The sequence below is a fragment of the Microbacterium koreense genome (genome assembly GCF_042677105.1).
Classification (GTDB): Bacteria; Actinomycetota; Actinomycetes; order Actinomycetales; family Microbacteriaceae; genus Microbacterium; species Microbacterium koreense.
Window position 1 is genome coordinate 1,055,557 of the sequence record NZ_JBHTIM010000001.1, and the last position, 23,979, is coordinate 1,079,535.

Annotated in this window: 24 protein-coding genes and 3 tRNA genes; 15 read left to right on the forward strand and 12 right to left on the reverse strand. The window is 68.4% G+C overall.

Features of this window, described 5'->3' with window-relative positions; all coding sequences use genetic code 11:
• Nucleotides 1-82, forward strand: a tRNA-Tyr gene (locus tag ACFQZV_RS04875).
• A 90-nt stretch (nt 83-172) separates the two neighbouring features.
• Here the strand turns inward: ACFQZV_RS04875 and ACFQZV_RS04880 are convergent.
• Nucleotides 173-646, reverse strand: coding sequence for an S-ribosylhomocysteine lyase (locus ACFQZV_RS04880; protein WP_378753184.1), 474 nt, complete (start codon nt 644-646; stop codon nt 173-175).
• Nucleotides 647-794: 148 nt separating this feature from the next.
• Between ACFQZV_RS04880 and ACFQZV_RS04885 the strand changes: the two genes are divergently transcribed.
• Nucleotides 795-1,955: a hypothetical protein gene (locus ACFQZV_RS04885; RefSeq protein ID WP_378783272.1), complete on the forward strand. Its 1,161-nt coding sequence runs from the start codon at nt 795-797 to the stop codon at nt 1,953-1,955.
• Nucleotides 1,956-1,968: 13 nt separating this feature from the next.
• Here the strand turns inward: ACFQZV_RS04885 and ACFQZV_RS04890 are convergent, their stop codons facing one another.
• Complete coding sequence (locus ACFQZV_RS04890) at nt 1,969-3,573, reverse strand: phytoene desaturase family protein (protein ID WP_378751242.1); 1,605 nt, start codon at nt 3,571-3,573, stop codon at nt 1,969-1,971.
• A gap of 43 nt (nt 3,574-3,616) precedes the next feature.
• Here ACFQZV_RS04890 and ACFQZV_RS04895 point away from each other — a divergent pair, with 43 nt between their 5' ends.
• From ACFQZV_RS04895 to ACFQZV_RS04910, 4 genes are all read left to right on the forward strand, one after another.
• The gene (locus tag ACFQZV_RS04895) at nt 3,617-4,414 is read left to right on the forward strand and encodes an inositol monophosphatase family protein (protein ID WP_378751240.1); all 798 of its coding nucleotides are present in this window, start codon (nt 3,617-3,619) and stop codon (nt 4,412-4,414) included.
• Nucleotides 4,415-4,580: 166 nt separating this feature from the next.
• Nucleotides 4,581-5,927 (forward strand): M23 family metallopeptidase, encoded by a 1,347-nt coding sequence (locus ACFQZV_RS04900; protein ID WP_378751238.1) that lies wholly within the window; start codon nt 4,581-4,583, stop codon nt 5,925-5,927.
• A gap of 64 nt (nt 5,928-5,991) precedes the next feature.
• Nucleotides 5,992-6,063, forward strand: a tRNA-Thr gene (locus ACFQZV_RS04905).
• A gap of 24 nt (nt 6,064-6,087) precedes the next feature.
• Nucleotides 6,088-6,161, forward strand: a tRNA-Met gene (locus ACFQZV_RS04910).
• Between the two features lie 90 nt (nt 6,162-6,251).
• Here the strand turns inward: ACFQZV_RS04910 and ACFQZV_RS04915 are convergent.
• The 3 genes from ACFQZV_RS04915 to map all read right to left on the reverse strand — a co-directional run bounded on the left by ACFQZV_RS04915 (nt 6,252) and on the right by map (nt 8,683).
• Nucleotides 6,252-6,548: a sugar ABC transporter ATPase gene (locus ACFQZV_RS04915; RefSeq protein ID WP_378751236.1), complete on the reverse strand. Its 297-nt coding sequence runs from the start codon at nt 6,546-6,548 to the stop codon at nt 6,252-6,254.
• 107 nt (nt 6,549-6,655) lie between these two features.
• Nucleotides 6,656-7,762 carry an FUSC family protein gene (locus tag ACFQZV_RS04920; protein ID WP_378751235.1) on the reverse strand — a complete coding sequence of 369 codons (1,107 nt, stop codon included), beginning with the start codon at nt 7,760-7,762 and terminating at the stop codon, nt 6,656-6,658.
• Nucleotides 7,763-7,906: 144 nt separating this feature from the next.
• On the reverse strand, nt 7,907-8,683 hold the full coding sequence (gene map / locus ACFQZV_RS04925; RefSeq protein ID WP_378751233.1) for a type I methionyl aminopeptidase: 777 nt from the start codon (nt 8,681-8,683) through the stop codon (nt 7,907-7,909).
• 67 nt (nt 8,684-8,750) lie between these two features.
• On the opposite strand from map, the gene ACFQZV_RS04930 reads away from it, so the two are divergent.
• Both ACFQZV_RS04930 and ACFQZV_RS04935 read left to right on the forward strand, forming a co-directional pair.
• Nucleotides 8,751-9,005, forward strand: a complete 255-nt coding sequence (locus tag ACFQZV_RS04930; protein WP_378751231.1) for a helix-turn-helix domain-containing protein — start codon at nt 8,751-8,753, stop codon at nt 9,003-9,005.
• A gap of 271 nt (nt 9,006-9,276) precedes the next feature.
• The gene (locus tag ACFQZV_RS04935; protein WP_378751229.1) at nt 9,277-9,603 is read left to right on the forward strand and encodes a DUF7882 family protein; all 327 of its coding nucleotides are present in this window, start codon (nt 9,277-9,279) and stop codon (nt 9,601-9,603) included.
• A 6-nt stretch (nt 9,604-9,609) separates the two neighbouring features.
• On the opposite strand, the gene ACFQZV_RS04940 is transcribed toward ACFQZV_RS04935, so the two are convergent.
• The 4 genes from ACFQZV_RS04940 to ACFQZV_RS04955 all read right to left on the reverse strand — a co-directional run bounded on the left by ACFQZV_RS04940 (nt 9,610) and on the right by ACFQZV_RS04955 (nt 12,926).
• Entirely contained in the window at nt 9,610-10,524 is a 915-nt protein-coding gene (locus ACFQZV_RS04940; RefSeq protein WP_378751227.1) for a DMT family transporter, read from the reverse strand.
• A gap of 77 nt (nt 10,525-10,601) precedes the next feature.
• Entirely contained in the window at nt 10,602-11,297 is a 696-nt protein-coding gene (locus ACFQZV_RS04945; RefSeq protein WP_378751225.1) for a GTP pyrophosphokinase, read from the reverse strand.
• Nucleotides 11,298-11,321: 24 nt separating this feature from the next.
• The gene (locus ACFQZV_RS04950; RefSeq protein ID WP_378751223.1) at nt 11,322-12,563 is read right to left on the reverse strand and encodes an RNA polymerase sigma factor; all 1,242 of its coding nucleotides are present in this window, start codon (nt 12,561-12,563) and stop codon (nt 11,322-11,324) included.
• 3 nt (nt 12,564-12,566) lie between these two features.
• Entirely contained in the window at nt 12,567-12,926 is a 360-nt protein-coding gene (locus ACFQZV_RS04955) for a YciI family protein (RefSeq protein WP_378751221.1), read from the reverse strand.
• 150 nt (nt 12,927-13,076) lie between these two features.
• Here ACFQZV_RS04955 and ACFQZV_RS04960 point away from each other — a divergent pair, with 150 nt between their 5' ends.
• The 5 genes from ACFQZV_RS04960 to ACFQZV_RS04980 are packed head-to-tail and all read left to right on the forward strand — an operon-like array spanning nt 13,077 to nt 16,608.
• Entirely contained in the window at nt 13,077-13,778 is a 702-nt protein-coding gene (locus ACFQZV_RS04960) for a DUF2510 domain-containing protein (protein ID WP_378751219.1), read from the forward strand.
• Nucleotides 13,778-14,572 carry a sulfite exporter TauE/SafE family protein gene (locus ACFQZV_RS04965; RefSeq protein WP_378751217.1) on the forward strand — a complete coding sequence of 265 codons (795 nt, stop codon included), beginning with the start codon at nt 13,778-13,780 and terminating at the stop codon, nt 14,570-14,572. The genes ACFQZV_RS04960 and ACFQZV_RS04965 overlap by 1 nt, the downstream gene beginning before the upstream one ends.
• Nucleotides 14,573-14,620: 48 nt before the next feature.
• Nucleotides 14,621-15,067 (forward strand): FAS1-like dehydratase domain-containing protein, encoded by a 447-nt coding sequence (locus ACFQZV_RS04970; protein ID WP_378751216.1) that lies wholly within the window; start codon nt 14,621-14,623, stop codon nt 15,065-15,067.
• Nucleotides 15,064-15,468 (forward strand): MaoC/PaaZ C-terminal domain-containing protein, encoded by a 405-nt coding sequence (locus ACFQZV_RS04975; protein WP_378751214.1) that lies wholly within the window; start codon nt 15,064-15,066, stop codon nt 15,466-15,468. Before ACFQZV_RS04970 ends, ACFQZV_RS04975 begins: the two co-directional genes overlap by 4 nt.
• A gap of 3 nt (nt 15,469-15,471) precedes the next feature.
• On the forward strand, nt 15,472-16,608 hold the full coding sequence (locus ACFQZV_RS04980) for a UDP-N-acetylmuramate dehydrogenase (protein WP_378751212.1): 1,137 nt from the start codon (nt 15,472-15,474) through the stop codon (nt 16,606-16,608).
• 4 nt (nt 16,609-16,612) lie between these two features.
• Here ACFQZV_RS04980 and ACFQZV_RS04985 read toward each other — a convergent pair whose 3' ends face one another.
• Nucleotides 16,613-17,404, reverse strand: a complete 792-nt coding sequence (locus ACFQZV_RS04985) for a hypothetical protein (RefSeq protein WP_378751210.1) — start codon at nt 17,402-17,404, stop codon at nt 16,613-16,615.
• Between the two features lie 134 nt (nt 17,405-17,538).
• On the opposite strand from ACFQZV_RS04985, the gene ACFQZV_RS04990 reads away from it, so the two are divergent.
• Nucleotides 17,539-19,014 carry a trypsin-like serine peptidase gene (locus tag ACFQZV_RS04990; protein WP_378751208.1) on the forward strand — a complete coding sequence of 492 codons (1,476 nt, stop codon included), beginning with the start codon at nt 17,539-17,541 and terminating at the stop codon, nt 19,012-19,014.
• A 52-nt stretch (nt 19,015-19,066) separates the two neighbouring features.
• Complete coding sequence (locus ACFQZV_RS04995; protein WP_378751206.1) at nt 19,067-20,974, forward strand: alkyl/aryl-sulfatase; 1,908 nt, start codon at nt 19,067-19,069, stop codon at nt 20,972-20,974.
• A gap of 40 nt (nt 20,975-21,014) precedes the next feature.
• Here ACFQZV_RS04995 and ACFQZV_RS05000 read toward each other — a convergent pair whose 3' ends face one another.
• Nucleotides 21,015-22,232 (reverse strand): pyridoxal phosphate-dependent aminotransferase, encoded by a 1,218-nt coding sequence (locus ACFQZV_RS05000; protein WP_378751204.1) that lies wholly within the window; start codon nt 22,230-22,232, stop codon nt 21,015-21,017.
• A 110-nt stretch (nt 22,233-22,342) separates the two neighbouring features.
• On the reverse strand, nt 22,343-23,938 hold the full coding sequence (locus ACFQZV_RS05005; protein WP_378751202.1) for an isocitrate lyase: 1,596 nt from the start codon (nt 23,936-23,938) through the stop codon (nt 22,343-22,345).
• Nucleotides 23,939-23,979: the final 41 nt, after the last annotated feature.

Genomic DNA, 23,979 nt, shown 5'->3' on the forward strand with positions numbered 1-23,979 from the left:
GGCGAGTTACCCAAGTGGCCAAAGGGATCTGACTGTAAATCAGCCGTCTTCGACTTCGGGGGTTCGAATCCCTCACTCGCCACCCAAGAAAAGCCCCGATGAGCTGCAGATTCTGCACTCTCGGGGCTTTTCCTTCGCGCCGCCCGCGCCGTGGCCCGTGCGGTGAGATCTGTCAGACCCCGACGCGCTCGAACGCGTCGAGGCTGATGCCCTGGTCGAGCACGGTCTTCGCCCATTCGCGGGCAGAGTGCAGCGAGTGGTCGCGGTAGTTTCCACACTCCAGCGCCGAGACGCCGGGAATGTCGGACTCGACGGCGTCGTCGGCGATGAAACGCAGCGCTTCGGTGAGCGCGACGACCACGTCGGCGACTGACGGTTCACCCCACATCAGCAGGTGGAACCCGGTGCGGCATCCGAACGGTGAGATGTCGATCACGCCGTCGATGCGCTCACGTAGCAGTCCCGCGAGCATGTGTTCGAGGGTGTGGATGCCCGAGGTCGGGATTTCGCCCGTGTTCGGCTGCACCAACCGCACGTCGAAGTTCGTCACGGTTCCCCCGCCCGGCCCGTGCTCGACGCCGATGCGGCGCACGTACGGCGCCTGGACGGCGGTGTGGTCCAGCGTGAAGCTCTCGATCTCTGGCATGGCTCCTCCTCGCCTCGAACGCGTCCTCCTATTCCACCAGCATCCGCACGATCGTGGGCGGGTGGCGACACAATTTTCCCTCGTCGTCGCGCGCCGACATGCGAGGATGAACGCGAGCGGCCGAGTCCGGTCGCGGAGGAGGAACGCCATGACCATCCCGTCCGGAACCGCCGCAGACCGGCCGGCGAGTTCGTCGCTCATCCGTGCAGCGATCTGGGTCGCCATCGGTGCGCTGATCGCCGCGGCGGTCGTCTGCGTGATCTGGGTGTTCGTCGGATCCGCAGGCGGCATGATCGGGCGCGCGTTCCTCACGATCCTGCTGCTCGTCGCCTTCGCCGGGGTCGCGATCCTCGACGCGCACCTCGCGCCGCGGCGGCCCGCATGGTTCTCGCTCGCGAGTATCGGAAGCTGGGTGGTGCTACTACTCATCGGCGCGGTCATGATCTGGATGCCCGAGCGCTCGCCGTTCTCGGGCGTGGGTCGGTTCCTGCAGTTCTTGATCATCGTGCTGATCGTGCAGCTGGCACTGCTGCACATCCGGCTCTACATGAAGGCGTTCCGCCGCTACGTCACTCCGTTCACGCAGGCCGTCACGATCATCACCATCGCGCTCGTCGTCGCCCTGACAGCTCTGTTGGTTCTGCCGCTGATGCTTTGGGAGTACGTCACCTTTGCCGATATCTACTGGCGATTCGTCGTCGCCGCCGCGATCCTCGCCGCTGTCGGCACGATGCTCGTTCCGCTGGTGAACGTGCTGTTCGCCCCGAAGAAGCCCGTTGCGGCGCGCCCCGGGTCCGACGCATCCGCCCCGCAACCCGCGCCGTGGCCGACGTACGTCGACGGGATGACGCCCCTGCCGGTCATGCCCGACGGGTCGCCCGACTGGGGGGCTTACTACTCCGGTTACCCATCGCCGGGCGCGTACGTCGTCGCCCCCGTCGCTGCGTACCCCGCGGACCCGTACGCGGCACATCAGCCGCACGCGGTGGAAGCGACGTACGCGCCGGTGGCCGCGTCCGCGCCGGCTGCAGAACCAGCCCCCGAGCCACCGCATCCCGCGCAGGATCCAGCGGCACCGCCCGTCGACGCCGCGCAGGAAGCCGCGTCGGCCGAGGTGCCTGAAGTCGAAGCCGAAGCCGAACCCGAAGCCGAAGCCGAGGCACCCACCGCCGCCGAAGCCGCCCAGGCGAACCCGCCGCGCGCACAGGGCTACGAGGGCTACCCGCCCCCGGCCGGTGAGCCGCTACCGCAGGCCGGGTACGAGGGCTACCCGCCCCCGCCGCCGATGCCGCCTGCGCCGCCGCGGTAGCCCGCGGCATCCGTCATCGTCCGAGCATCTCCAAGGCCGCCATCGCTGCGTTGTGGCCACCGAGCCCGCTGACGGCACCACCGCGGCGTGCACCCGACCCGCACAGCAGCACCCGCGGGTGCGAGGTCGCGACGCCCCAGCGTTCAGCGGGGCTGTTCAACGGTTCGTCGTCGCCTGCCCACGGCCATGACAGCGATCCGTGGAAGATGTCACCGCCGGTCATGCCGAGAGCATCCTCGAGGTCGGCGGTCGTCTTCGCCTCGATGCACGGCGTGCCGTCCGGCGCCTCGAGCACGACGTCGCCGATGGGCTCGGCGAGCACCGACGCGAGCGATGCCTCGGCCGCAGCCAGCAACTCCGCACGACTCGTGTCGCGGTCGGCGCCGGCGACGAGCCGGTGGGGAACGTGCAAGCCGAACAGTGTCAGCGTCTGTGCGCCCGAGGCGCGCAGCTCGGGCCCGAGAATCGACGGATCGGTGAGGGAGTGGCAGTAGATCTCTGCGGGCAGCGGATGCGGGATGCCGCCCGCCATCGCCGTCGCGTGCGCGGCGTCGAGTTGCGTGAGGGTCTCATTGATGTGGAATGTCCCGGCGAACGCGGCCTCGGGGGAGACGTTCTGGTCGTGCAGGCGAGGCAGACGCCGAAGCAGCATGTTGACCTTGACCTGAGCGCCTTCGGGATCGTCGACGGACTCGGTCGTCGCCGCATCCGCCCCGCCGGCACGCAACAGACGATCGAGCACCGCGGGACCCACACCGCTCAGGACGATGCTTCCGCGCACGACGTCCCGCCCGGCCTCGGAGGCGATGACGACCTCGCCGTCCGGTGACACCGACGCGACCTCCGCGCTCGTGCGCACCTCGGCGCCGGCTTCGCGTGCGGCGCGTTCGAGCTCGCCGCTCACCCGGCCCATGCCACCGACAGGAACGTCCCAGTCGCCGGTCCCTCCGCCGATGACGTGGTAGAAGAAGCACCGGTTCTGCCGCAGGCTTGTATCGTCCGCCGACGCGAACGTGCCGATGAGGCCGTCGGTCAGCACGATTCCGCGTGCGATGTCGGTGGCGAGCGACGACCGGATCACCTCTCCGAGTGGGCGTGCGAACAGATCGCTCCACAGCCGGTCGTCCGAGACGAGGCTCTGCACGTCGCGACGTCGACGGAGCGGTTGGGTCACGGTGGGAAACAGGCGTTCGGCGACCGGGGCGATCCGCTGACCGAACGCCGCATAGCGCCCCGCCTCCGCCCCGTCGCCGGTGGCACGCAGAAACGACTCCGCGGTGGCGGCGGCATCGCCGTTGTCGACGAGAACGCCTCTCTCGGGGTCGTCCGGCACCGGTGTGTACGACGAATAGCGGCGCCGGGTCAGTTCGATGCGCAAACCGAGGTCGTCGATCACGCGGCGGGGGAGCAGGCTCACCAGATACGAATAGCGGGACAGTCGTGCATCGACGCCCGCCCAGGGGCGTTCCGAGACTGCGGCCCCGCCGACATGATCCAGACGTTCCAGGACGATGACCGATCGCCCGGCGCGGGCGAGGTAGGCGGCGGCGACGAGGGCATTGTGCCCGCCTCCGACGATCACGACGTCATGGGTGGCGTTCGGAACTCCGGCGGTCATGCCGCCACGCTACTCCTCCGTCGTGCGCCGGTAGCGTGGAGGGATGCCGCAGCCTGCCGACCTTGAGTCCCTCGCCATCGACATCGCCCGCGAGGCCGGTGAGCTCGCGCGCCGCCGCCGCCGCGAGGGGGTGTCGATCGCCGCCACGAAGTCCGCGATCGCCGACATCGTCACCGAGGCCGACCGCGAGGTCGAGAACCTCATCCGCGAGCGGCTCAGCGCGGCGCGGCCGGGGGACGGCTTCCTCGGCGAGGAGTCCGGCGCCGAGCAGGGTGAATCCGGCGTGACGTGGGTCGTCGACCCGATCGACGGGACGGTCAACTACGCCTACGGCATCCCTTCGTACGCCGTCAGCATCGCCGCGGTGACGGGCGCGCCTGTCGTCGGGGAGTGGCGGGCAGAGGCCGGCGTCGTCTTCAACCCGGTCAGCGGCGAACTGTTCCACGCCGCGCGCGGAGCCGGTACCTGGCTCGACGGCGAACGACTGGCGGTGTCGGCAGAGCCCGCTGAGGCGGGCGCGATGCTGGCGACCGGGCTCGGGTACGACCCGGCGACGCACGAGGGCGACCTGGCGCGCATCGCGCGCATCATGCCGATGGCCCGCGACATCCGCCGCATCGGCGCTGCGTCGCTGGATCTCGCCTTCGTCGCAGCGGGACGGATCGATGGATACTACGAGCGCGGGTTGCAGGCGTGGGACCATGCGGCGGGAGCGTTGCTGGTGACCGAAGCGGGTGGCCGCATCGGGGGGCTCGACGACATCGACGGCTTCGGGCGGCGGCTCATCGTCGCCGCAGGACCGGGGCTGTTCGACGAGCTGTTTCGTGCCGCGCGCGACTGAAGAATCGGTTTCGGCGATCGCCGTGGTGTATTGATGGCATTCCCAGCCAGCCCGGGGTAGTGTTTACCCGATCGTTACCTTTGCCGCCCGTACGGCGAAGTGTTCGAAGCCCCACCTGCCCGACGGTCGCACCCCCGAGCGACACGACGCGAGAGTTCCCGCCCCCTTGCAGTTTGACTCCACGCCGACCGAGCCTGCACGCTCCGGCCGCGCATCCACGACGCCTGGATCGGCGCCGACGGATGCGGCACCCCTGACGCGTGCCGAAGTCCGGCGCCGCGCGGCTGCCGCGCTGGCGGCTGCGGCCGCCGCCGTGGAGCACAACACAGTGACGGGGCCGGTCGAAGCCGTCGTCGCCGATGTCGTTCCGGTGGATGAGGCGATTCCCGCACCCGCACCGCTGACGCGCCGGAGCGCGCGTGCTGCCCGCTCGGTCGCCGCGGAGCCGGTGCTCGCGCCCGCCGAGCCCTTCGAGCTGCTCGAGCCCGCGGTGCAGGACGAATCGGGCGACGAGCTGCCCGCCCAACACCCCGATGTGCTGGTCGAGGCCCCCGAAGCCCCCGACGTGCCGCCGACGGATTTCGCGCCCACGCACGACGAGTTCGTTCGTGCGGCACGCGCCTTCTCCTTCACCGGCGAGACCGCGGTCGTGCCGGACGACGACACGACCGAGCCTGCCCCCGCTCGCGACGAAGCCCCCGACGACGAGTCGCGGGACCTGGGTGAAGAAGTGGCCTCGCACGCGGTCCGCCGAGGACGGCGCGCACGCCCCGGCATCCCATTCCAACGGGTCGCGGCGACATCGTTCTCGCTCGGCGTCATGGGTGTCATCGGATTGCTGACCGTCGGCATGACGACACCTGTCGAAGCCGTCGTCGCTTCGAGCGCGCCCGAGGGCACGATGTCGGTGCTGGCGCCGCTCGACGCGGGCTCGGATGTGGAACCGGTCACCGAGGACGAAGAGATCCAGGCGTACGTGGCTCCGGCGACGACGGAGAACGCCGACATCGAGAAGACGGAGAGCTACTCGACCGCCACGATGGCAGAGCTGGCCTACGAGTCGGGCATCACGAACGTTTCGAATTTCTTCGTCAACGACCCGAACTCGGCCATTCAGTGGCCCTTCGCCGTCGGCGTTCCGATCAGCTACGGCTTCGGAATGCGATCCGGCGCGATGCACCAGGGCGTCGACTTCACGCCTGGGTCGGGTGCACCCATCCAGGCCATCGCCGACGGCACGGTGCGTGTGGCGACGAACTCGGGTGGCGCCTACGGCGTGCACGTCATCATCGATCACGAGGTCGACGGGCAGTTGGTGTCGAGCCACTACGCGCACATGATCTATGACTCGATCGAGGTCGTTCCCGGGCAGACGGTCACGGCGGGCACGGTTCTCGGGCTCACCGGCAACACGGGGCGTTCCTTCGGAGCGCACCTGCACTTCGAGATCCTGATGAACGGCACCACGCCGATCGATCCGATCCCCTGGCTGCGCCAGTACGCCGGCGGGTGACGCCGATTCAGAGGCAGGGCTTTGCTCTGATATCCTCTTTGAGTTGCCTGCTTGCGGGCAGCGCGCCCCGATAGCTCAGTGGCAGAGCACTTCCATGGTAAGGAAGGGGTCGTCAGTTCAATCCTGACTCGGGGCTCGTAGCATCGTCACGGTGCTTAGCGGCGGGGTAGCTCAGTTGGTGAGAGCGCACGACTCATAATCGTGAGGTCGCGGGTTCAAGCCCCGCTCCCGCTACAGAACAAGACGCTCCTTGCGGGCGTCTTCGTCGTTTCTGGAGCGCTGTCGAGGAACGCGTGCACCTGGCTCGGTGCGCGGAAGCGGGACTCAGAGGTCTTCGGGAGCGAGATCGCCCTGGCCGTCGTCGCCGAGTTCCACGGCGAGAGGCGCGGCTCCCTGTGAGTCGGGTTGTTCGTCCGCGCCCGGAAGGTCTTGTGCGGGGATCTCGTCGTCATCGGCCGGGAGCTCGGCGGGGTCTGCTCCGGTGGCGGTCGATGGGCCCACGGACATCCCCTCGTCCCGCGCGGCCGTCCGGTCCCACTCCGCCTGGGCGGGGTCTTTCGACGGATCCGGTTCGATCGAGGTGTCACGGCCGTCGATGGGCTGATCAGCGGGTGTGTTCATTCGGTCGTCTCCCTTCGTCTCTCCCAGGGTCGCGCCACGCGCCGTCGAGGTCGAAGGGTTGCGATCCCGACGTCTGGCCGCTAGGCCTCCTGGCGGAAGGGACCTCCTCACCGCTCGCCGGCCGATCCGCTGCTGGGTGAATCCGATGCGAACGGCGCGGATGCGTCGATGACGCGACGCAGGAAGATCGCCGGCTCGATCCGCTGGGCCTTCGTCGAGGTCGACACCGTCGTCGAGGGCAGCGCGTCGAGGTAGCGGTCGAGTGCCCGAAGAGCTGCGCCGAGGCGCTCGTCGAGCTCCGGATCATCCGTCGCGGTGTCGGTCAGAGCCGCGCATGCGCGGATCGCGTCGGCGAAGCGCTCCGTCGTCTCATCGGTCAGCGCGGCCAGCGCCGCAGGGTGGCGTCCCGCCACGACTTCAGCGAGATCGCGTGTGCCGGCCGCGGCGAGCTCCAGCGAGCGAAGACGCTTCGCATTCTGCTCGCCCTCGTGCTGATGGCGGCGGCCGCGGGGGTTCGCGCGCGCGGAGTCCTCGGCTTCGGACACCTCTCGCCGCACCTCGCTGAGCATGGCGTCCAGATGCGCGAGGGCGGCGTCGACCTGCGGCGGGTCGGGGTTCTGGGCGTGATCGGCGAGGGTGTTGAGAACGGCAGCGATGGCGCCGCGCAGCGTCGTCAGTCGCCCGCCCGCCCACTGGAAGTACAGCGGTGGCACGAAGACGAGATTGACCGCGAGTCCGACCACCACGCCCACGCCCATCGTGACGAGGTACGACAGCGGGTAGCTGTCCCCGCCCGCCTGTCCCGCAAGCAGAAGAACGAATACGGCGGCTGCCGACAGGATGTCGCGTCCGGCTCCGAGATGACGGATGCCGCCGAGCAGGACGGCGACGGCGACGACGATCGCGAGCGGGATGACCGGCGGGACGGACAGAAACTGCGTCGCTGCGAGTGCGCCCAGCCCGAGCGCGACGCCGAGTGCGAGTCCCAGCAGCGTCTGCCCGCCGGTGCGGGCGGTTGCCGCGACGGTGGGGTACATCACCACCAGCACTCCGAATGGCGCGTAGTACGAGTATTCGTTGTCGACGAACGGCAGGAGCGGCACGATCGCCCATGCGATCGCCGCGGCGACGGCGGTCTTCGCCGCCAGCAATATGCGGGACCGGTTCAGGGCACCGTCCCGCCACTCCCGAAGATTCGCTCTCACCCGTGGCATGCACTCAGTCTCGCGATGCGGTGATGGGGCTGGTCAACCCCGTGCGAAGCGTCGAACGGATGGGCTATAGGGCCGGCGCGGCGGGCGCCGGTCGGCGGCCGCGTCGAGCTCACGTGTTCGCTCGAGGCGGGTTCACGCGCGGTCTCAGTGAGCGGAGGGGAGTGTGAGGATCTCGGCGCCCGTTTCGGTGATCGCGATCGTGTGCTCGGTGTGGGCGGTGCGGCTCCCGGTCGAGCTTCGGAGTGTCCAGCCATCTTCGTCGACGACGAGCTGGTCGGTGTCGGCCATGATCCACGGCTCGAGCGCGAGGAGGAGTCCGGGGCGGAGTTGGTAGCCGCGCCCAGGGCGCCCGGTGTTGGGGACGTGGGGATCACCGTGCATGGTGGTTCCGATGCCGTGTCCGCCGTACTCGGTGTTGATGAGGTAGCCGTCGGACTTGAGGACGGTGCCGATGGCGCGTGAGAGGTCGCCGATCTTTGCGCCGGGGCGTGCGGCGGCGATGCCTGCCGCGAGCGCGCGCTCGGTCGTCTCGATCATCGCGAGGTCTTCCGGCCGTTGCTGGTCGCCGACGATGAAGCTGATCGCGGCATCGGCGGCGATACCTCCTGTCAGTACGGCGAGGTCGAGCGTAAGGAGATCGCCGTCGGCGAGCATGTAATCATGCGGGCGTCCGTGCAGGACCGCGTCGTTGACGGCGGTGCAGATGTAATGGCCGAAGGGTCCGTCGCCGAAGGACGGCGCGTAGTCGACGTAGCACGAGACTGCTCCCGCGCCCACGATCATCTCTTTGGCCCACGCGTTGATCTCGAGCAGGTTGGTGCCGACGGTCACGCGCGCCTTCATCGCTTGGAGGATGTCGGCGACGAGCCTGCCGGTCACCCGGGCTTGGTCGACCTGAGCGGGGCTGAGGATCTCGATCATGGGGGCTCCTTCGAGTTCGGGATAACTATACCGGTCGAAGAATCCCGGTATTAGTATCGGCAGTGTGATGGTTCGGCTCCCTCTCAGTGCGGCAGACCTGGACCGTGGCCGCCGTCTCGGCGCGGTGTTGCGCGCTGCGCGCGGCGAACGCACGATGCTCGAGGTCGCGCTCGCGGCAGGGGTGTCGCCGGAAACGCTGCGCAAGATCGAGTCGGGTCGCGTTGCAACGCCGTCTTTTCAGACGGTCGCGTCGATCGCCGATGCAGTCGGGCTCTCGCTCGATCGCTTGTGGGCCGAGGTCGAAGCGTCTGCCGTGGCGTAGAGCCTCTGCCGCTGGTGACCCGCCTGGCCGGGCCACACGGCGAGGTGCGATGATCGGCACTCGCCGGGCGTGCAGACTCCACGCGTGCGCTGTATGGATGCGGTGGTAACGCGGATGCCATCGCTGTCTGCGGCGGATTCCACTCCGAGGTGAGGAGCTCGCAGCTGCGCGACTGCTCGACGCCCGCTCGTGGGGTCCCCAGACAAGCGCACCATTGCTTATGGCTAGATAAACTAGTAACCTGACGTTAGTCCCTATTGGGGGAGGCGCCATGGGCAAGCTGTTCTACGGCACGTCGGGCGACGCATTCGAGTTCGATGATCGGCTTCTCGCGCACGTGACGGCCGTCACCACCACCAAGTTGCGCCGCAGCGAGAGCTTCACCCTCACGTGGGATCACGACGGGCGGCGATCGACCATCTGGATACAGCCTGCCATCGCGATGCGCTTCGTCTACGACCGCTCCGAGGCGATCGTGCTCGACCAGACGATGCTGCAAGACATGGCGGCTCGCGCCTCGTCGACGAGCGGGCTCGTCGTCACCGCCGCGATGCTCCGGGCGCTTGCGGCATCCGTCGCCCCCGCCGCCGCGGCGTGACGGCCATCATCGGGAAACGCTACGAGCGACCGGTGATTGACGTGCCCGCACCGCGATCGCCGCGCACGCGATGACAGCGAGACCGCCGATGATCGTCTGCCAGGTCAGGTGCTCACCGAGCAGGAGCGCGGCCCAGCACAGAGTCAAGACCGGTTGAACGAGCTGCGTCTGGCTCACCGACGACATCGGACCGATCGCCAGCCCGCGATACCAGGCGAAGAACCCCAAGAACATGCTGACGACGCCGAGATAGGCGAAGGCCCACCACGCCTCGGCGCTCGCGGTCCACAGATCGGCGGTGGCGCTCCCCGCCGTCAGTCCAATCATCACGGGGCTCGCGAGCACGAGTGCCCACGACACCGTCTGCCAGGCACCGAGCTCGCGGGCGAGCATGCCGCCTTCGGCATAGCCGACCGCCGCGGCGATCACCGCGCCGAACAGCAACAGATCCGACCAGACGAATCCGATCGGTCCCACGCTATGCAGGGCAGCGAACACGACAGCGGCGACCGCACCCATGCCGGCGGCCACCCAGAAGCGCACGGGAGGGTGTTCCCGACCACGCAGCACGGCTGCGACGGCGGTGGCAGCAGGGAGGACGGCGATGACGACCGCGCCGTGGCTCGCCGACGCCGTCTCGAGGGCGAACGAGGTGAGCAGGGGAAACCCGACGACGACCCCACCGGCGACGACCGCCAGTCGCGCCCATTGCCGTGGCGTCGGCAGGGGTTGCCGCAAGAGCGCGAGCGCGGATGCGGCGAGCGCGGCGGCGACGACCGCACGCCCCGCGCCGACGAACAGCGGGGGCAGGTCGGCGACGGCGATCCGGGTGAGCGGGACGGTGAACGAGAACGCCAGCACGCCCAGAAGCCCCCAGGCGGCACCCGTCGCGGTGCGGGTCGTCGACGGGGTGGTGTGCATCCCCCGAGTGTGCCCGCTGCGGCCGTTTGCGGCACCCGCACCGAGCGGTCCACAGCGTGATCGCTGGACCGCGTGTCTCAGGCGAGAACGGTCGGGCCGCGACCCACCGGGCCGTGCAGTTCGCGGTGCAGGCGCTCCATCTTCACGTCGAGCTCGGCGGCCGTGTCGGCGGCATCCTTCAACTCGTCCAGGAGCGCCGTCGGCACCTGGCTGTCGTACTTGTAGTAGATCTTGTGCTCGAGGCTCGCCCAGAAGTCCATCGCGATCGTGCGGAACTGGATCTCGACGGGTACCGTGACGCGGCCGGTCGACAAGAAGACCGGCACGTCGACGATTGCGTGAAGGCTCTTGTAGCCGTTGGGTTTGGGGTCGGCGATGTAGTCTTTGACCAGGCGCAGCTCGACGTCGTCTTGCTGTGTCAACAGGTCGAACAGACGGTACGCATCGTGGACGAAACTGCACGTGACGCGCACTCCTGCGATGTCGGTGATGTTCTCGCGAATGCTGTCGAAGTCGGGGGCGATGGCCTTGCGTGTGACTTTGTCGACGATGCTGTCGGGCGTCTTGACCCGGCTCGTCACATGCTCGATCGGGTTGTAGGCGTGCGCGTGCTGGAACTCCTCGCGCAAGATGGCGATCTTCGTCTCGACCTCGCGCAACCCGAAGCGGTACTCCAGGATGAACCGTTGCAGATCGTCGCGCATCTCGCGTAGTTCGTCGGTGGTGAAGGCAACTGATTCGCCGTCGATCGACAGTCGCGGGAGGGTCGTCATGTCACCTGACGGTACGCGCGGGGCCTACGAGGCTCCTGGGAGCCGTGCCGTCGCCTCATCGAGACGCGACACCGCGACGCGGCGGATGGCGCGGACTTCGGCGGGGTTGCCGCAAAGCTCCTCCGCGCGGGCGAAGGCCGCCCGTGCCTGATCGACCTCGCCCGCGGCGGCGAGCATGTCGGCGCGAGCGAGATGGAAGTAGTGGTAGTCGCCGAGCTCGGCGTCGAGGTCGGCCAGTCGGGCCAGTCCGGCAGCGGGTCCCTCGGCCATGGACACCGCGACGGCCTCGTTGAGTCCCACGATCGGTGTGGGCTCGATATGGGCCAGCGCGGCGTAGAGGCGACGGATGGTCCGCCAGTCCGTTGCCTCGAACGAGGGCGCGGTCGTGTGGGCGGCGGCGATCGCCGCCTGGAGTTGATAGGTGCCGATCCGCCGCATCCGCAGGGCGGTGTCGAGCAGACGTCGGCCGTCGGCCACGGCGCGCGCGTTCCAGAGGGTCCGGTCCTGGTCCTGCAGCACGACCACCTCGCCGTCGGCGTCGAGACGGGCGGGGCGCCGCGCATCCGTGAACGCCAGCAGCGCGGCCAGTCCCCACACTTCTGACTGATCCGGAAGCAGCTCGCAGAGGCTGCCGGCGAGCCAGCGCGCCTCGTCGCACAGATCACCCCGGATGAGCTCTCCCGACGGCGCGGCGTGCCCCTGTGTGTAGATGACGTACACGACCCGCAAGACCTCGCTCAGCGGCGACCCGAGGTCACTGCGGTCGGGCACGCGGAACGGAATTCCGGATGCGGCGACCTTCTTCTTCGCGCGGACGAGCCGTTTCGCCATCGTCGCTTCAGGGAGGAGGAACGAACGGGCGATGGCTGCGGTCGGCAAGCCGACGACGTAGCGCAACGTGAGAGCGACCTGCGCGGGTTCATCGAGGGCGCGGTGGCAACAGCCGAAGATCATGGCCAGCAGATCATCGTCGACGGCACCGCGCTCGCGGGGCGGCGTCTCGATCATCGCCTTGACGTCGCTCTGACGCTGCCGCCACCTCACGTCGCGCCGGGCTTGATCGATCGCCCAGCGTCGCGCGACCGTCACCAGCCACGCCCCGGGTGCGTCCGGCATGCCCTCGTGTGGCCACCGCTCGGCGGCGACGGCGAAGGCGTGGCCGGCGGCGTCCTCCGCCAGATCGAGGTCGCCGAAGTCGGCACGCAGCGTCGCGACGAGGCGCGGCCACTGCGTACCGAAGACTTCGGCGACCGCGGGATCCGGCATCCGCTACTGCATGTCCGACACGTCGAGGACGGGACGGATTTCGATCGACCCGTAGCCGATGTTGGGGATCTTCGTGGCATACGAGATCGCCTCGTCGAGGTCGGCCACGTCGAGCACGTAGAAGCCGCCGAGGTGCTCCTTCGTCTCGGCGTAGGGGCCGTCGGTGGTGACGGTCTTGCCGTCGCGTACGCGCACCGTCGTGGCGGTCTCCTGCGGGTGAAGCGCCTCGCCGGCGACGTACACGCCCGCGTCGCGCACGAGCTGGTCGAATGCGAACCATTCGCCCATCTCGGCCGCGAATTCGGGGCTGTCCTGCGCGGGACCGGCGCCGGGCTCGTCTGCGATGAGGAACATGTACTGCATGGGTCTGTCCTTTCGACACGGAAGCCGCCGCTTGCGACCTCTCACCACCCTGACGAACAACAGTCGACCAGATGGACACCGCCCGCGCATCATGTTCGGCGAATTCGCTCGGTGCGGGATGCGGGGACTCGGCCGGGTATCGTCGTCGCCATGAGCACGAAGCCTCCTGGCTGGTACGACGACGGACACGGCGCCCTGCGATGGTGGGACGGGGCCGCGTGGACGTCGCACGTCGCGGTGCCGGAGGAAGATGCCGAGATCGCCGACGACGACGGGGAGCTTCCACCCGAGCTCGCCGAGATCGCCGACGAGGACGACGAGGGTCAACCGGGGGCGTTCACTTCGGCGACGGACGGGCGTCGTTCGAAGATGTGGGTGCTCTGGGCGACTCTCGGCGTCGTGCTTCTCGGAATCGTCGTGGCAATCGCTGTGGTCGTCCCGCTGCTGTTCCTCAACCACGCCACCTCGGTGAGCGGCGTCGCGCCGGAGAATGACGATGAGCGCGCCGCCGTCGAAGCGGTCGGCCAGTACACGACCGCGTGGCTCGAGCAGGACTGTGACGCCTTCACCGCATCGACGAGTGAGCGTCTGCGTGAAGAGCAGCGGATTCCCGACTGCGAGAGCTTCGAAGAATGGGCGCAGATCTTCGGTGACTCGGTGGTCGACTACTCGGTGACGGTGACCGATATCGACCGCCGCGGCGACACCATCGCGGTGAAGACCGTCGAGCGGTACGGCAGTTACCTCGATGCCGACGGTGTCGTCGTCGACGAACCCGCTCCGATGCGCGACATCTACACCTACGTGCTCGTCGAGACCGACGAGGGCTGGCAGATCGACAGCCTGCGCTGATGACGGATGCGGTAACCCGGCCGCGCGATGCGCGGTACGTGATCACCTGTGTGCTCGTCGGCCTGGCGGCAGGGCTCCTCTCGGGGCTCTTCGGTGTCGGCGGAGGCACGGTGATCGTGCCGCTGCTCGTGCTCGTGCTCGGGATGGACCAGCGCCTGGCGGCGGGGACGTCGCTCGGCGCGATCGTGCCGACGGCGACGGTGGGCGTCATCTCCTACGCCGTGCACGACTCGGTGGCCTGGATTCCGGCATTGATCCTCGCCCTCGGCGCGGTCGTCGGTGCCCAGATCGGCACCTGGTTGCTTCCACGCATCCCGCTGACGGCACTGCGGTGGGGGTTTGTCGGGTTCCTCGGCATCGTCATCGTGAGCCTGTTCCTCGTCGTCCCCTCGCGCGCCGCCGACCTGCCGCTCACCGTGGTCACCGTGATCGGACTGATCGTGCTCGGTCTCATCACCGGTGTGTTGGCGGGACTCCTGGGCGTCGGGGGCGGCGTCGTGGTCGTCCCGGTGCTCATGTTGCTGTTCGGGGCAAGTGACCTGATCGCCAAGGGCACGTCGTTGCTCATGATGATCCCGACCGCCGTCTCGGGGACGATCGGCAACATCCGTCGGCACAACGTCGATCTCGTCGCGGCCGCACTCGTCGGCCTCGCTGCGTGCACGACCACGGCGCTCGGTGCGTGGATCGCCACTGTCGTCGATCCCTTCACGGGGAACATCCTGTTCGCCGCGTTCCTCGTGGTGATCGCGGTGCAGATGGCGCTCAAGGCCATCCGCGGTCGCCGACGCTGAACCCGCTCGACCATCGGCTGGGTCCGGGCCGCTCGGTAGGATGGCACGGTGCCAGTGAACCCCGAGCTCGTCGGGCGCGACTTCGCGCCCACGCCCGCGTACCTCGTCGGTCGTGAGAAGGTGCGCGAGTTCGCCCGCGCCGTCTTCGCCGATGACCCTCAGCACGCCGATCCGGCGGCTGCGCGCGCGCTTGGCTACGCCGATGTCGTCGCGCCGCCCACCTTCGCGATGGTGATTCAGGATCTGACGCTGCAGCAGCTGCTCGCCGAGCCCGATTCGGGCATCGTGCTGTCCAACGTCCTGCATGCCGAACAGCGTTTCTCGTACACGCGCCCGATCGTCGCGGGAGACGAGATCACAGCCCGTCTCGAGGTCACCGGCATCCGCACTCTCGGCGCCAACGCGATGGTCACCAGCGAGGCGGTCATGACGGATGCCGCGGGCGACCACGTCGTCACCGCGACCTCCGTTCTGCTCGTGGGGGAGGGATCATGACCGACCTGGCCGTCGGAGAGATCGTCGCGGAGCGCACCGTTCACCTGACACGTGAGTCTCTCGTTCGCTACGCCGGAGCATCCGGTGACTTCAACCCGATCCACTACCGCGACGATGTCGCCGCATCCGTCGGGCTCCCCGGCGTACTCGCACACGGGATGCTGACGATGGGACTCGCCGTCGAGACCGTCGTGCCCTGGCTCGGCGATGCCGGGCGCATCGTCGATTACGGCGTGCGGTTCACCCGCCCCGTCGTCGTCGACCCCGAGACGGGGGCCGACCTCGTCGTCGTCGCCAAGATCGGCGCGGTCGACGACGAGACGGTCCGCGTCGACCTCACGGTGACGGCCGCGGAGACGACCGTTCTCGGCAAGGCACAGGTGCGCGTCCGCCGCGTCTGACGTATGCCCGAGGTCACTCCGATTCCGCTTGCGCAGCTGACGACGCTGCGCACCGGCGGCGCGCCCGCGCGGATGATCGACGCCATGACGACCGACGAACTCGTCCTGACGTTGCGTGAACTGTGGGCGGAGCACGAGCCGGTCCTGGTCGTCGGCGGGGGATCGAACCTGTTCGTCGGAGACGCGCCGTTCGACGGCACGGTCGTCCGTGTGCTCACGACCGGCATCGAGATGCTTCCGTCGCCGCGCCCCGGCTACGTTCGCCTGCGCGTGGCCGCAGGCCACAACTGGGACGACCTCGTCGCGCACAGTGTCGCGCACGGCTATTCGGGCATCGCGGCGATGTCGGGCATCCCCGGAACGGTCGGGGCCGCCCCGATCCAGAACGTGGGTGCCTACGGGCAGGAGATCGTGCAGACACTCGTCGAGGTCGATCTGATCGATGCCGTCGACGGTGAGGTCCGCACGGTGCCGGCCGCGGAACTCGGTCTCGGGTTCCGCACGTCGCAGCTCAAGAAGCACTACGGTTCGGTCGCGGAGCGCGACGCGGTGATCCTCTCTGTCACCCTCGAACTCGCCGACGTGGGATCGGCCGGCCATCCCCTCACGGGAGCACAGTTGCGTACCGCGCTCGGCGTGGCCGAGGGTGAGCCGGTGACACTGGCGTGGGTGCGTGACCATGTGCTCGCCACTCGCGCGCGCAAGGGCATGGTGCTCGACGACGAAGACCCCGACACCTGGAGTGCCGGATCGTTCTTCCAGAACGCGGTGGTGTCGGCATCCTTCGCCAGGACTCTGCCCCCGGAGTGTCCACGCTGGCCGGTCGCGCCCGACCTCGACCCGGTCATGGTCGTACCCCTGGCCACCTTCGACGGGGTGGTGCCTCCTCCCGCCTCGACCGAGCCCGACGTCAAGGTGAGCGCGGCGTGGCTCATCGAGCATTCCGGAATAGGCAAGGGGTTCCGCTTTCCCCGTTCGCGGGCAGGGTTGTCGACCAAACACGCGCTCGCGTTGACGAATCGCGGGGGTGCCTCAGCAGAAGAGCTCGCGCAGCTCGCTCGGTTCATCCAGGGCCGCGTGCAGTCCGAGTTCGGACTGATCCTCCAACCCGAACCCGTACTGGTCGACGTCGAGCTCTGACGGATCAGTCGGACGTCGTGGCGTCGGGGCGTTCCAGTCCGACGAACGGAGCGATCGCTGCGGCGAATTCGTCCGACCGTCCCGCATCGACGACGGTCGCGCCGTACCCGACCGCGATGCTGGCGAGCGGCCAGCCCATTTCTTCCGCCTCGCGCGCGGCGTCACCGGTCGGGTCGAGCGTGGTGTCCTGGATCGTCACGAAGACCCACTGGTATCCGTCGTAGGCCGTCATCGAGCGCAGCCAGCACGTCCCACCTGCGCCGGTGCAGTATGTGTCGCGGTACTCGTCGTCGAGGGCCTGATCCTCGGTCAACGCCCCGAGCCCCGCCTCGACGAGCGCCGCGTTCGCGGCGGCGAAGACGGCATCCCACCGATCCGGCGTCGGCACCGCATCCGATTGCAGATCGCAGCAGTTCACCGACGTCAGCATCGAATCGCCGCCATACCCGTTGCCCTGCTGGGGAAACCAGTCGTCGATGCCGAACCACTCCGTCGTCGGGGTGAGCGGGTGAAGGGGCACGCCGGATTCGTCTTGTACCGCCCCGCGGACCGCATCCATCACCCCACGCGCGGGCCCCTCGAGTTCGGCGGCATCGGGTGCGCCGAGAAGCCGCTCGCCATCCACCCCCGCGTGGGCGGGGTAATCTTCCCAGCTGATCACGACGGATTCGCCGTCGGCGGAGCGGACTGTCGATGTGGGGGCCGGCTGTGACGCGAGGATCCCGCATCCGGTCAGCAGGGTGACCGATGTCGCCACCGCGAGCATCGTGGCCACGAGACGGGATCGCGTGCGCATGGGCCTCCTCGGGGGTGCGTGCGGTGAACGTCGTCAGACTACGACGTCGCACACGAAACGCGCGGGAGGATCGGTCTGTGCCGGGTGCTTCGCGCGGCACATCGGCGAGAGGGGGACGTCACTACGCTGGCGTGGTGAGACGCAAAATCGGGATGGGCGCGCTCGTCGTCGCCGCTGCACTTCTGGCCGGCTGCACCGGCGCTCCGCAGCCGCAGGCCACCACCGAGCTGCCACAGGTAGCTGGTCCCGTCACGCGTGACGAGCTTGCCGACTATGGCGGTGTGGCGGTGACCGACTTCGGGTCGCAGTGCACGGCGAGCCTCATCGAGACCGACGTCGACGAGGCACCCGCCTACGTGCTCACCAACGGGCACTGTGTGGGCCTCGACGGGGCGCCGTCGAACATCGCGATGGTCGACGAAGAAGCCTACGGTGAGGCGACCTTCTTTCAGACCGCAGACGAGGGCGAACGTCTGACGGTGCCCGCGGCGCGCGTGGAGTACGCCACGATGCGCGCAACCGACGTGGCGATCGTCCGCCTGGACGCGACGCTCGCAGAACTGCGCGACGCCGGGGCGGTGCCGCTGGCGATCGCCGCGTCCGGCCCGGCCGAGGGGGCGGACGTCGTCAACATCGCCGCACCGACGCAGGGGCTCAGCGAAGAAGACTGGGTGCTGCGCCGTGGGGAGTGCACGGTCGGGGCGCCCGGGGATGTCATCGAATTCCGCTGGCTGTGGCTCGACACCCAGCCCAACGACTGTCCGGGTGTCCGCGGAGGCTCGTCGGGTTCTCCGCTGATCGTGGGCGACGAGATCGTCTCGCTGATCAACACGACCAATACCGGTGTGCCGGTCGAGCGCGGTGACACCTGCTACCTCGGCAAACCGTGCGAGATCGACGGCGATGCGGCGGTCTTCGTGCCCGAGACGAGCTATGGGGTACCCGTGGCCGGAATCGGGGAGTGCTTCGTGGACGGAATCTTCACGATGGGTGGGCGGTGCGCGCTGGTTGTTCCGGCTCTCGGCGACAGCGACGGAGGCGGGATTTACGGTCCCGATGGCACCGACGGTGGGGGATGGGAGGCCGAACTGCGGTTGCGAAGTGACACCGACGTCGAGGTCGCCGTGGTGACGAACGTGCCGCTCGGCGACGCCGCGAGGTGCACGGATGCGGCGGCCTACGCCGACGCGCCGCGGTACACCGTCGCAGGGCTCGCCGAAGAACCGGTGACCGTCACCGTCGATGATCTGCCCGTCGAGAACGGGTTCGTGCTCGCGTGCGCGACCGTTCCCGGAGAGGAAGACGGCGCCGTCCGATTCGTCTTCGCGATCGATGCCGTGCCGCCTACGGCCGGACCGCAACTGTCCGTCGAGTCGCTCGGCGACGACGAGGTCATGGTCGACCCGCTGTTCGACATCCCCGACATCGCCGACATCCACGTGCTCTTCGGCGCGCCGGACGCAACGGACTGCGCCGACCGCGACGCATACCGCCCCTACGTGCGTCAGGCGTTCTTCATCCCGACCGAGGAGTTGCCGGTGCGGTTCTGCGCCGTCGGATTCGACATGGCCGGGAACGAGTCGCCCGTCACCGACCAGATCATCGGCTGAGACCGCGGCACGCGGCACTATCGGAGCGCGTACGACATGGGTAGCGTCGGGGATGGACCCCCGTCCTCTCACCCCGGAGACCGCCATGCACCAGAACGACGCCACCCCTGCCATCCGCGCCCAGCACGCGGCGCTCGCAGAATCCCTCCCCTTTGCAGACGCACGTGATCTGAGCGCGGCAGACCGCGGGTACCTCGGCACGATCGATCCGGCCGTCATCCGCGGAGAGGACGGTGATGTGGTGTGGGATGCCGCCTCGTACGCCTTCCTCGCGGGCGATGCGCCCGACACCGTCAACCCGAGCCTGTGGCGCCAGTCCGGGCTCGTCGCCAGACACGGGCTCTACGAGGTCGTCGAGGGGCTCTATCAGGTGCGCGGTCTCGACCTGTCGAACATCTCCTTCGTCGAGGGCGACACCGGCGTGATCGTCATCGATCCGCTCATCTCGAAGGAGACCGCCGCCGCGGCGCTCGCCCTCTACCGTGAGCACCGGGGCGATCGTCCGGTGGTGGCTGTCATCCACACGCACAGCCACATCGATCACTTCGGTGGCGTGCTGGGCGTCGTCACCGACACGGAGATCGCCGACGGGCGCGTCGAGATCGTCGCGCCTGCCGATTTCACGGTCGAGGCCGTCGCCGAGAACGTCTATGCCGGAACAGCGATGGGTCGTCGTGCCGGGTACATGTACGGAGCAGCGCTGGAGCGCGGCCCACGCGGCCAAGTGGGGGCCGGGCTCGGGCAGACGACGTCGACGGGACACGCGGCGATCGTCGTGCCGACCCTGTCGATCGAGAAGACCGGGGAGCGCCACACGATCGACGGAGTCGAGATCGAGTTCCAGATGGCGCCCGGGACCGAGGCGCCGGCGGAGATGCACTTCTACTTCCCGAAGTACCGTGCCCTCTGCATGGCCGAGAACGCGACCCATACCCAGCACAACCTGCTGACGTTGCGCGGCGCGCTCGTGCGAAATCCCCACGTGTGGTCGCAGTACCTGACCGAGGCGATCGAGCGCTTCGCCGACGACGCCGACGTCCTCTTCGCCTCGCACCATTGGCCGACCTGGGGAACAGAGGAGATCGTCGAGTTCCTCGGCCAGCAGCGTGATCTGTACGGCTACCTTCACGACCAGACACTCCGAATGCTCAACCAGGGGATGACCGGCGCCGAGATCGCCGAGGAGATCCAACTTCCGCCCGCGCTCGAGAACGCTTGGCACGCGCGCGGCTACTACGGCAGCGTGAGCCACAACGTCAAGGCGATCTACCAGCGATACATGGGCTGGTTCGACGGCAACCCCGCCCGACTGTGGCCGCATCCGCCGAAGGCTTCGGCCGAACGCCACGTCGCAGCGATGGGTGGCATCGACAACGTGGTCGCGCTCGCGCAGGTCGCGCACGACGAGGGCGACTTCCGTTGGGCGGCCACCCTGCTCGACTACGCCACCTTCACCGACGAAAACCACGCTGCGGCTCGCGCGCTCTACGCCGACACCCTCGAACAGCTCGCCTACGGCTCTGAGAACGGAACGTGGCGCAACTTCTACCTCTCGGGGGCCACAGAGTTGCGCGAGGGCACCTTCGGCACACCGACCAAGACCGACGCTCCGGCGATCATCGCGCAACTGACACCCGAGCAGCTCCTCGACGCGATCGCGATCTCGATCGACGGTCCCCGCGCGTGGGACCTTGACCTCGCCTTCGACGTCGTGTTCACCGACCTCGGCCGCAGCTTCCGCGTCACCTTGCGCAACGGAGTCCTCGTGTACGTCGAGAAAGCAGCGGATGCCGCGACCGCCGCCGCCACTGTGACCTTGGAGAAGCAACGGCTCATCGCTCTGCTCGCGGGGGACACCGACAGCCCGGGCGTCGACATCACGGGGGATGCGGACGTGTTCGCCTCGCTGTTGTCGGTGCTCGATCCCGGTGACCCCGACTTCGCTATCGTGACTCCTTGAGTCCTGACCCCGATGGTGTCCGTGGATTCGGCCTGCGGGGTCAGTCGAACAGTTCCTGCAGGCGGCGCACGCCCTCGAGGAGGGCATCGTCGCCGAGCGCGTACGAGAGGCGCAGGTAGCCCGACGGGCCGAAGGCTTCACCCGGAACGACGGCGACCTCTGCCTCGTCGAGGATCAGGTCGGCCAGCTCCAGCGACGTCTCGATGCGCTTTCCCCGCCACTCGCGGCCGAGCAGGCCCCGCACGTCGGGGTAGACGTAGAACGCCCCCAGAGGGTTGGGGACGGTGACCCCGTCGATCTTCGACAGCTCGGCGACGATGAGGCGTCGGCGGCGATCGAAAGCCTCACGGAACTCCTCGGCGGCCGTCTGCGGACCCTCCAGCGCTGCCTGCGCGGCGATCTGGGCGACGTTGTTGACGTTCGACGACAGGTGCGATTGCAGGTTGCCGGCCACCTTGATCGCCCGTGCCGGGCCGACCATCCAGCCCACGCGCCACCCCGTCATCGCATACGTCTTGGCGACACCGTTGACGAGGATCGTCTGGTCGGCGACCTCGGGCACCACCTCAACCACAGACATGGCCCGCGCGCCCTCGTAGACGAGGTTCTGGTAGATCTCGTCTGAGATGATCCAGATGCCGTGCTCGAGCGCCCACGTGGCGATCGCCCGCGTCTCGTCAGGGGTGTAGACCGACCCGGTCGGGTTCGAGGGCGACACGAAGACCAGCACCGCCGTGCGCTCGGTGCGCGCCGCCTCCAACTGCTCGACGGTGACCTTGTACTCCTGATCGGCGCCGGCGAACACTTCCACGGGCACCCCGTCGGCCAGCGCGATCGCTTCGGGATAGGTGGTCCAGTATGGGGCCGGCAACAGCACCTCGTCGCCCGGGTTCACCACCGCCTGGAACGCTTGGTAGACCGATTGCTTGCCGCCGTTGGTGACGATGACCTGCGACGGGTCGACCTCAAGGCCTGAGTCACGTCGTGTCTTCGCGGCGATCGCCCCGCGGAGGCCCGGGAGCCCCGCAGCGGGCGTGTAGCGGAAGTTGGCAGGATCGTTCAGTGCCTCGCGGGCGGCGTCGACCACGAAGGGCGGCGTCGCGAAGTCCGGTTCGCCCGCCGCATACGAGATCACGGGACGGCCGGATGCCTTCAACGCCTTCGCCTTCGCGTCGACCTTGAGCGTCGCAGACTCGGCGATCGCACTGAGCTTGGCGGACAGGGCAGGCTGGTGGGGCGATGGCGCGCGTTCGGTCACGCGTCCGAGCGTACTCGCGTGCGCCGCCCGCGGCATCCCTCCGGAAACGCCGAAGGGCGGATGCCGCGCGGTGGCTACGGCATCCGCCCTTCAGACGGACAGACGAGAGATCAGGCGAACTGGTTCATCGTGTTGTCCTTGCCGCCCGCCTTGAGAGCGGCGTCGCCGGCGAAGTACTCCTTGTGGTTGTCGCCGATGTCGCTGCCGGCCATGTTCTGGTGCTTGACCGTCGCGATGCCCTCGCGGATCTCGCGACGCTGCACGCCCTTGACGTAGGCCAGCATGCCCTCGTCGCCGAAGTAGCCCTTGGAAAGGCTGTCGGTGGACAGCGCGGCCGTGTGGTACGTCGGCAGGGTGATCAGGTGGTGGAAGATTCCGGCACGTGCCGAGCCGTCCCGCTGGAACGTGCGGATCTTCTCGTCGGCCAGCTGCGCCAGCTCGGTGTCGTCGTACTCGACGCTCATGAGCGCGCTGCGGTCGTAGGCCGACACATCGGCGCCCTGCTCGACCATCTGGTCGTACGCCTGCTGACGGAAGTTGAGCGTCCAGTTGAACGACGGGCTGTTGTTGTACACCAGCTTCGCGTTGGGCACCTCTTCACGGATGCGGTCGACCATGCCGGCGATCTGCTCGACGTGCGGCTTCTCGGTCTCGATCCACAGCAAGTCGGCACCATTGCGCAGCGAGGTGATGCAGTCGAGCACGACACGGTCCTCGCCGGTTCCGGGGCGGAACTGGTAGAGGTTGCTCGCCAGGCGCTTCGGGCGCACCAGGGCGCCGTCGCGGCGGATGATCACGTCGCCGTTGCCCAGGTCGCCCTCGGCGATCTCTTCGACGTCGAGGAACGCGTTGTACTGGTCTCCCAGGTCGCCGGGGGTGTGGCTGACGGCGAGCTTCTGGGTGAGACCCGCGCCGAGCGAATCGGTGCGGGCGACGATGATGCCGTTGTCGATGCCGAGCTCGAGGAAGGCGTAGCGAACCGCGTTGATCTTCGCGACGAAGTCCTCGTGCGGAACGGTGACCTTGCCGTCCTGGTGACCGCACTGCTTCTCGTCCGACACCTGGTTCTCGATCTGGATGGCGCAAGCGCCCGCCTCGATCATCTTCTTGGCCAGCAGATACGTGGCCTCGGGGTTGCCGAAGCCGGCGTCGATGTCGGCGATGATCGGCACGACGTGCGTCTCATAGTCGTCGATCTGCGTCTGGATGAACTCCGCTGCAGTGTCGTCACCGACCGCGCGTGCCGCGTCGAGCTGCGTGAACAGCAGATCCAGCTCACGGGCGTCGGCCTGGCGCAGGAACGTGTACAGCTCCTCGATGAGCGCCGGAACGGCGGTCTTCTCGTGCATCGACTGGTCGGGCAGGGGGCCGAACTCCGAGCGGAGCGCGGCGACCATCCACCCCGACAGGTACAGGTAGCGCTTGTTGGTGGACTTCAGGTGCTTCTTGATCGAGATGAGCTTCTGCTGCCCGATGAAGCCGTGCCAAACGCCGAGCGACTGCGTGTACACCGACGAGTCCGCGTCGTACTCGTCCATGTCGCGGCGCATGATGTCCGCGGTGTACTGCGCGATCTCCAGACCCGTGCGGAATCGGTTCTGTGCCCGCATACGGGCCACCGACTCGGGGTTGATGGCGTCCCACGTCGCGCCGTTCTCGTCCTTGAGGGCCTGGACGGCGTCGATGTCGTCTTGGTAGGTGGTCATGTCGTTTCCTCTTCGTTGATCTCGAAGGCTCGGGGGAGCCG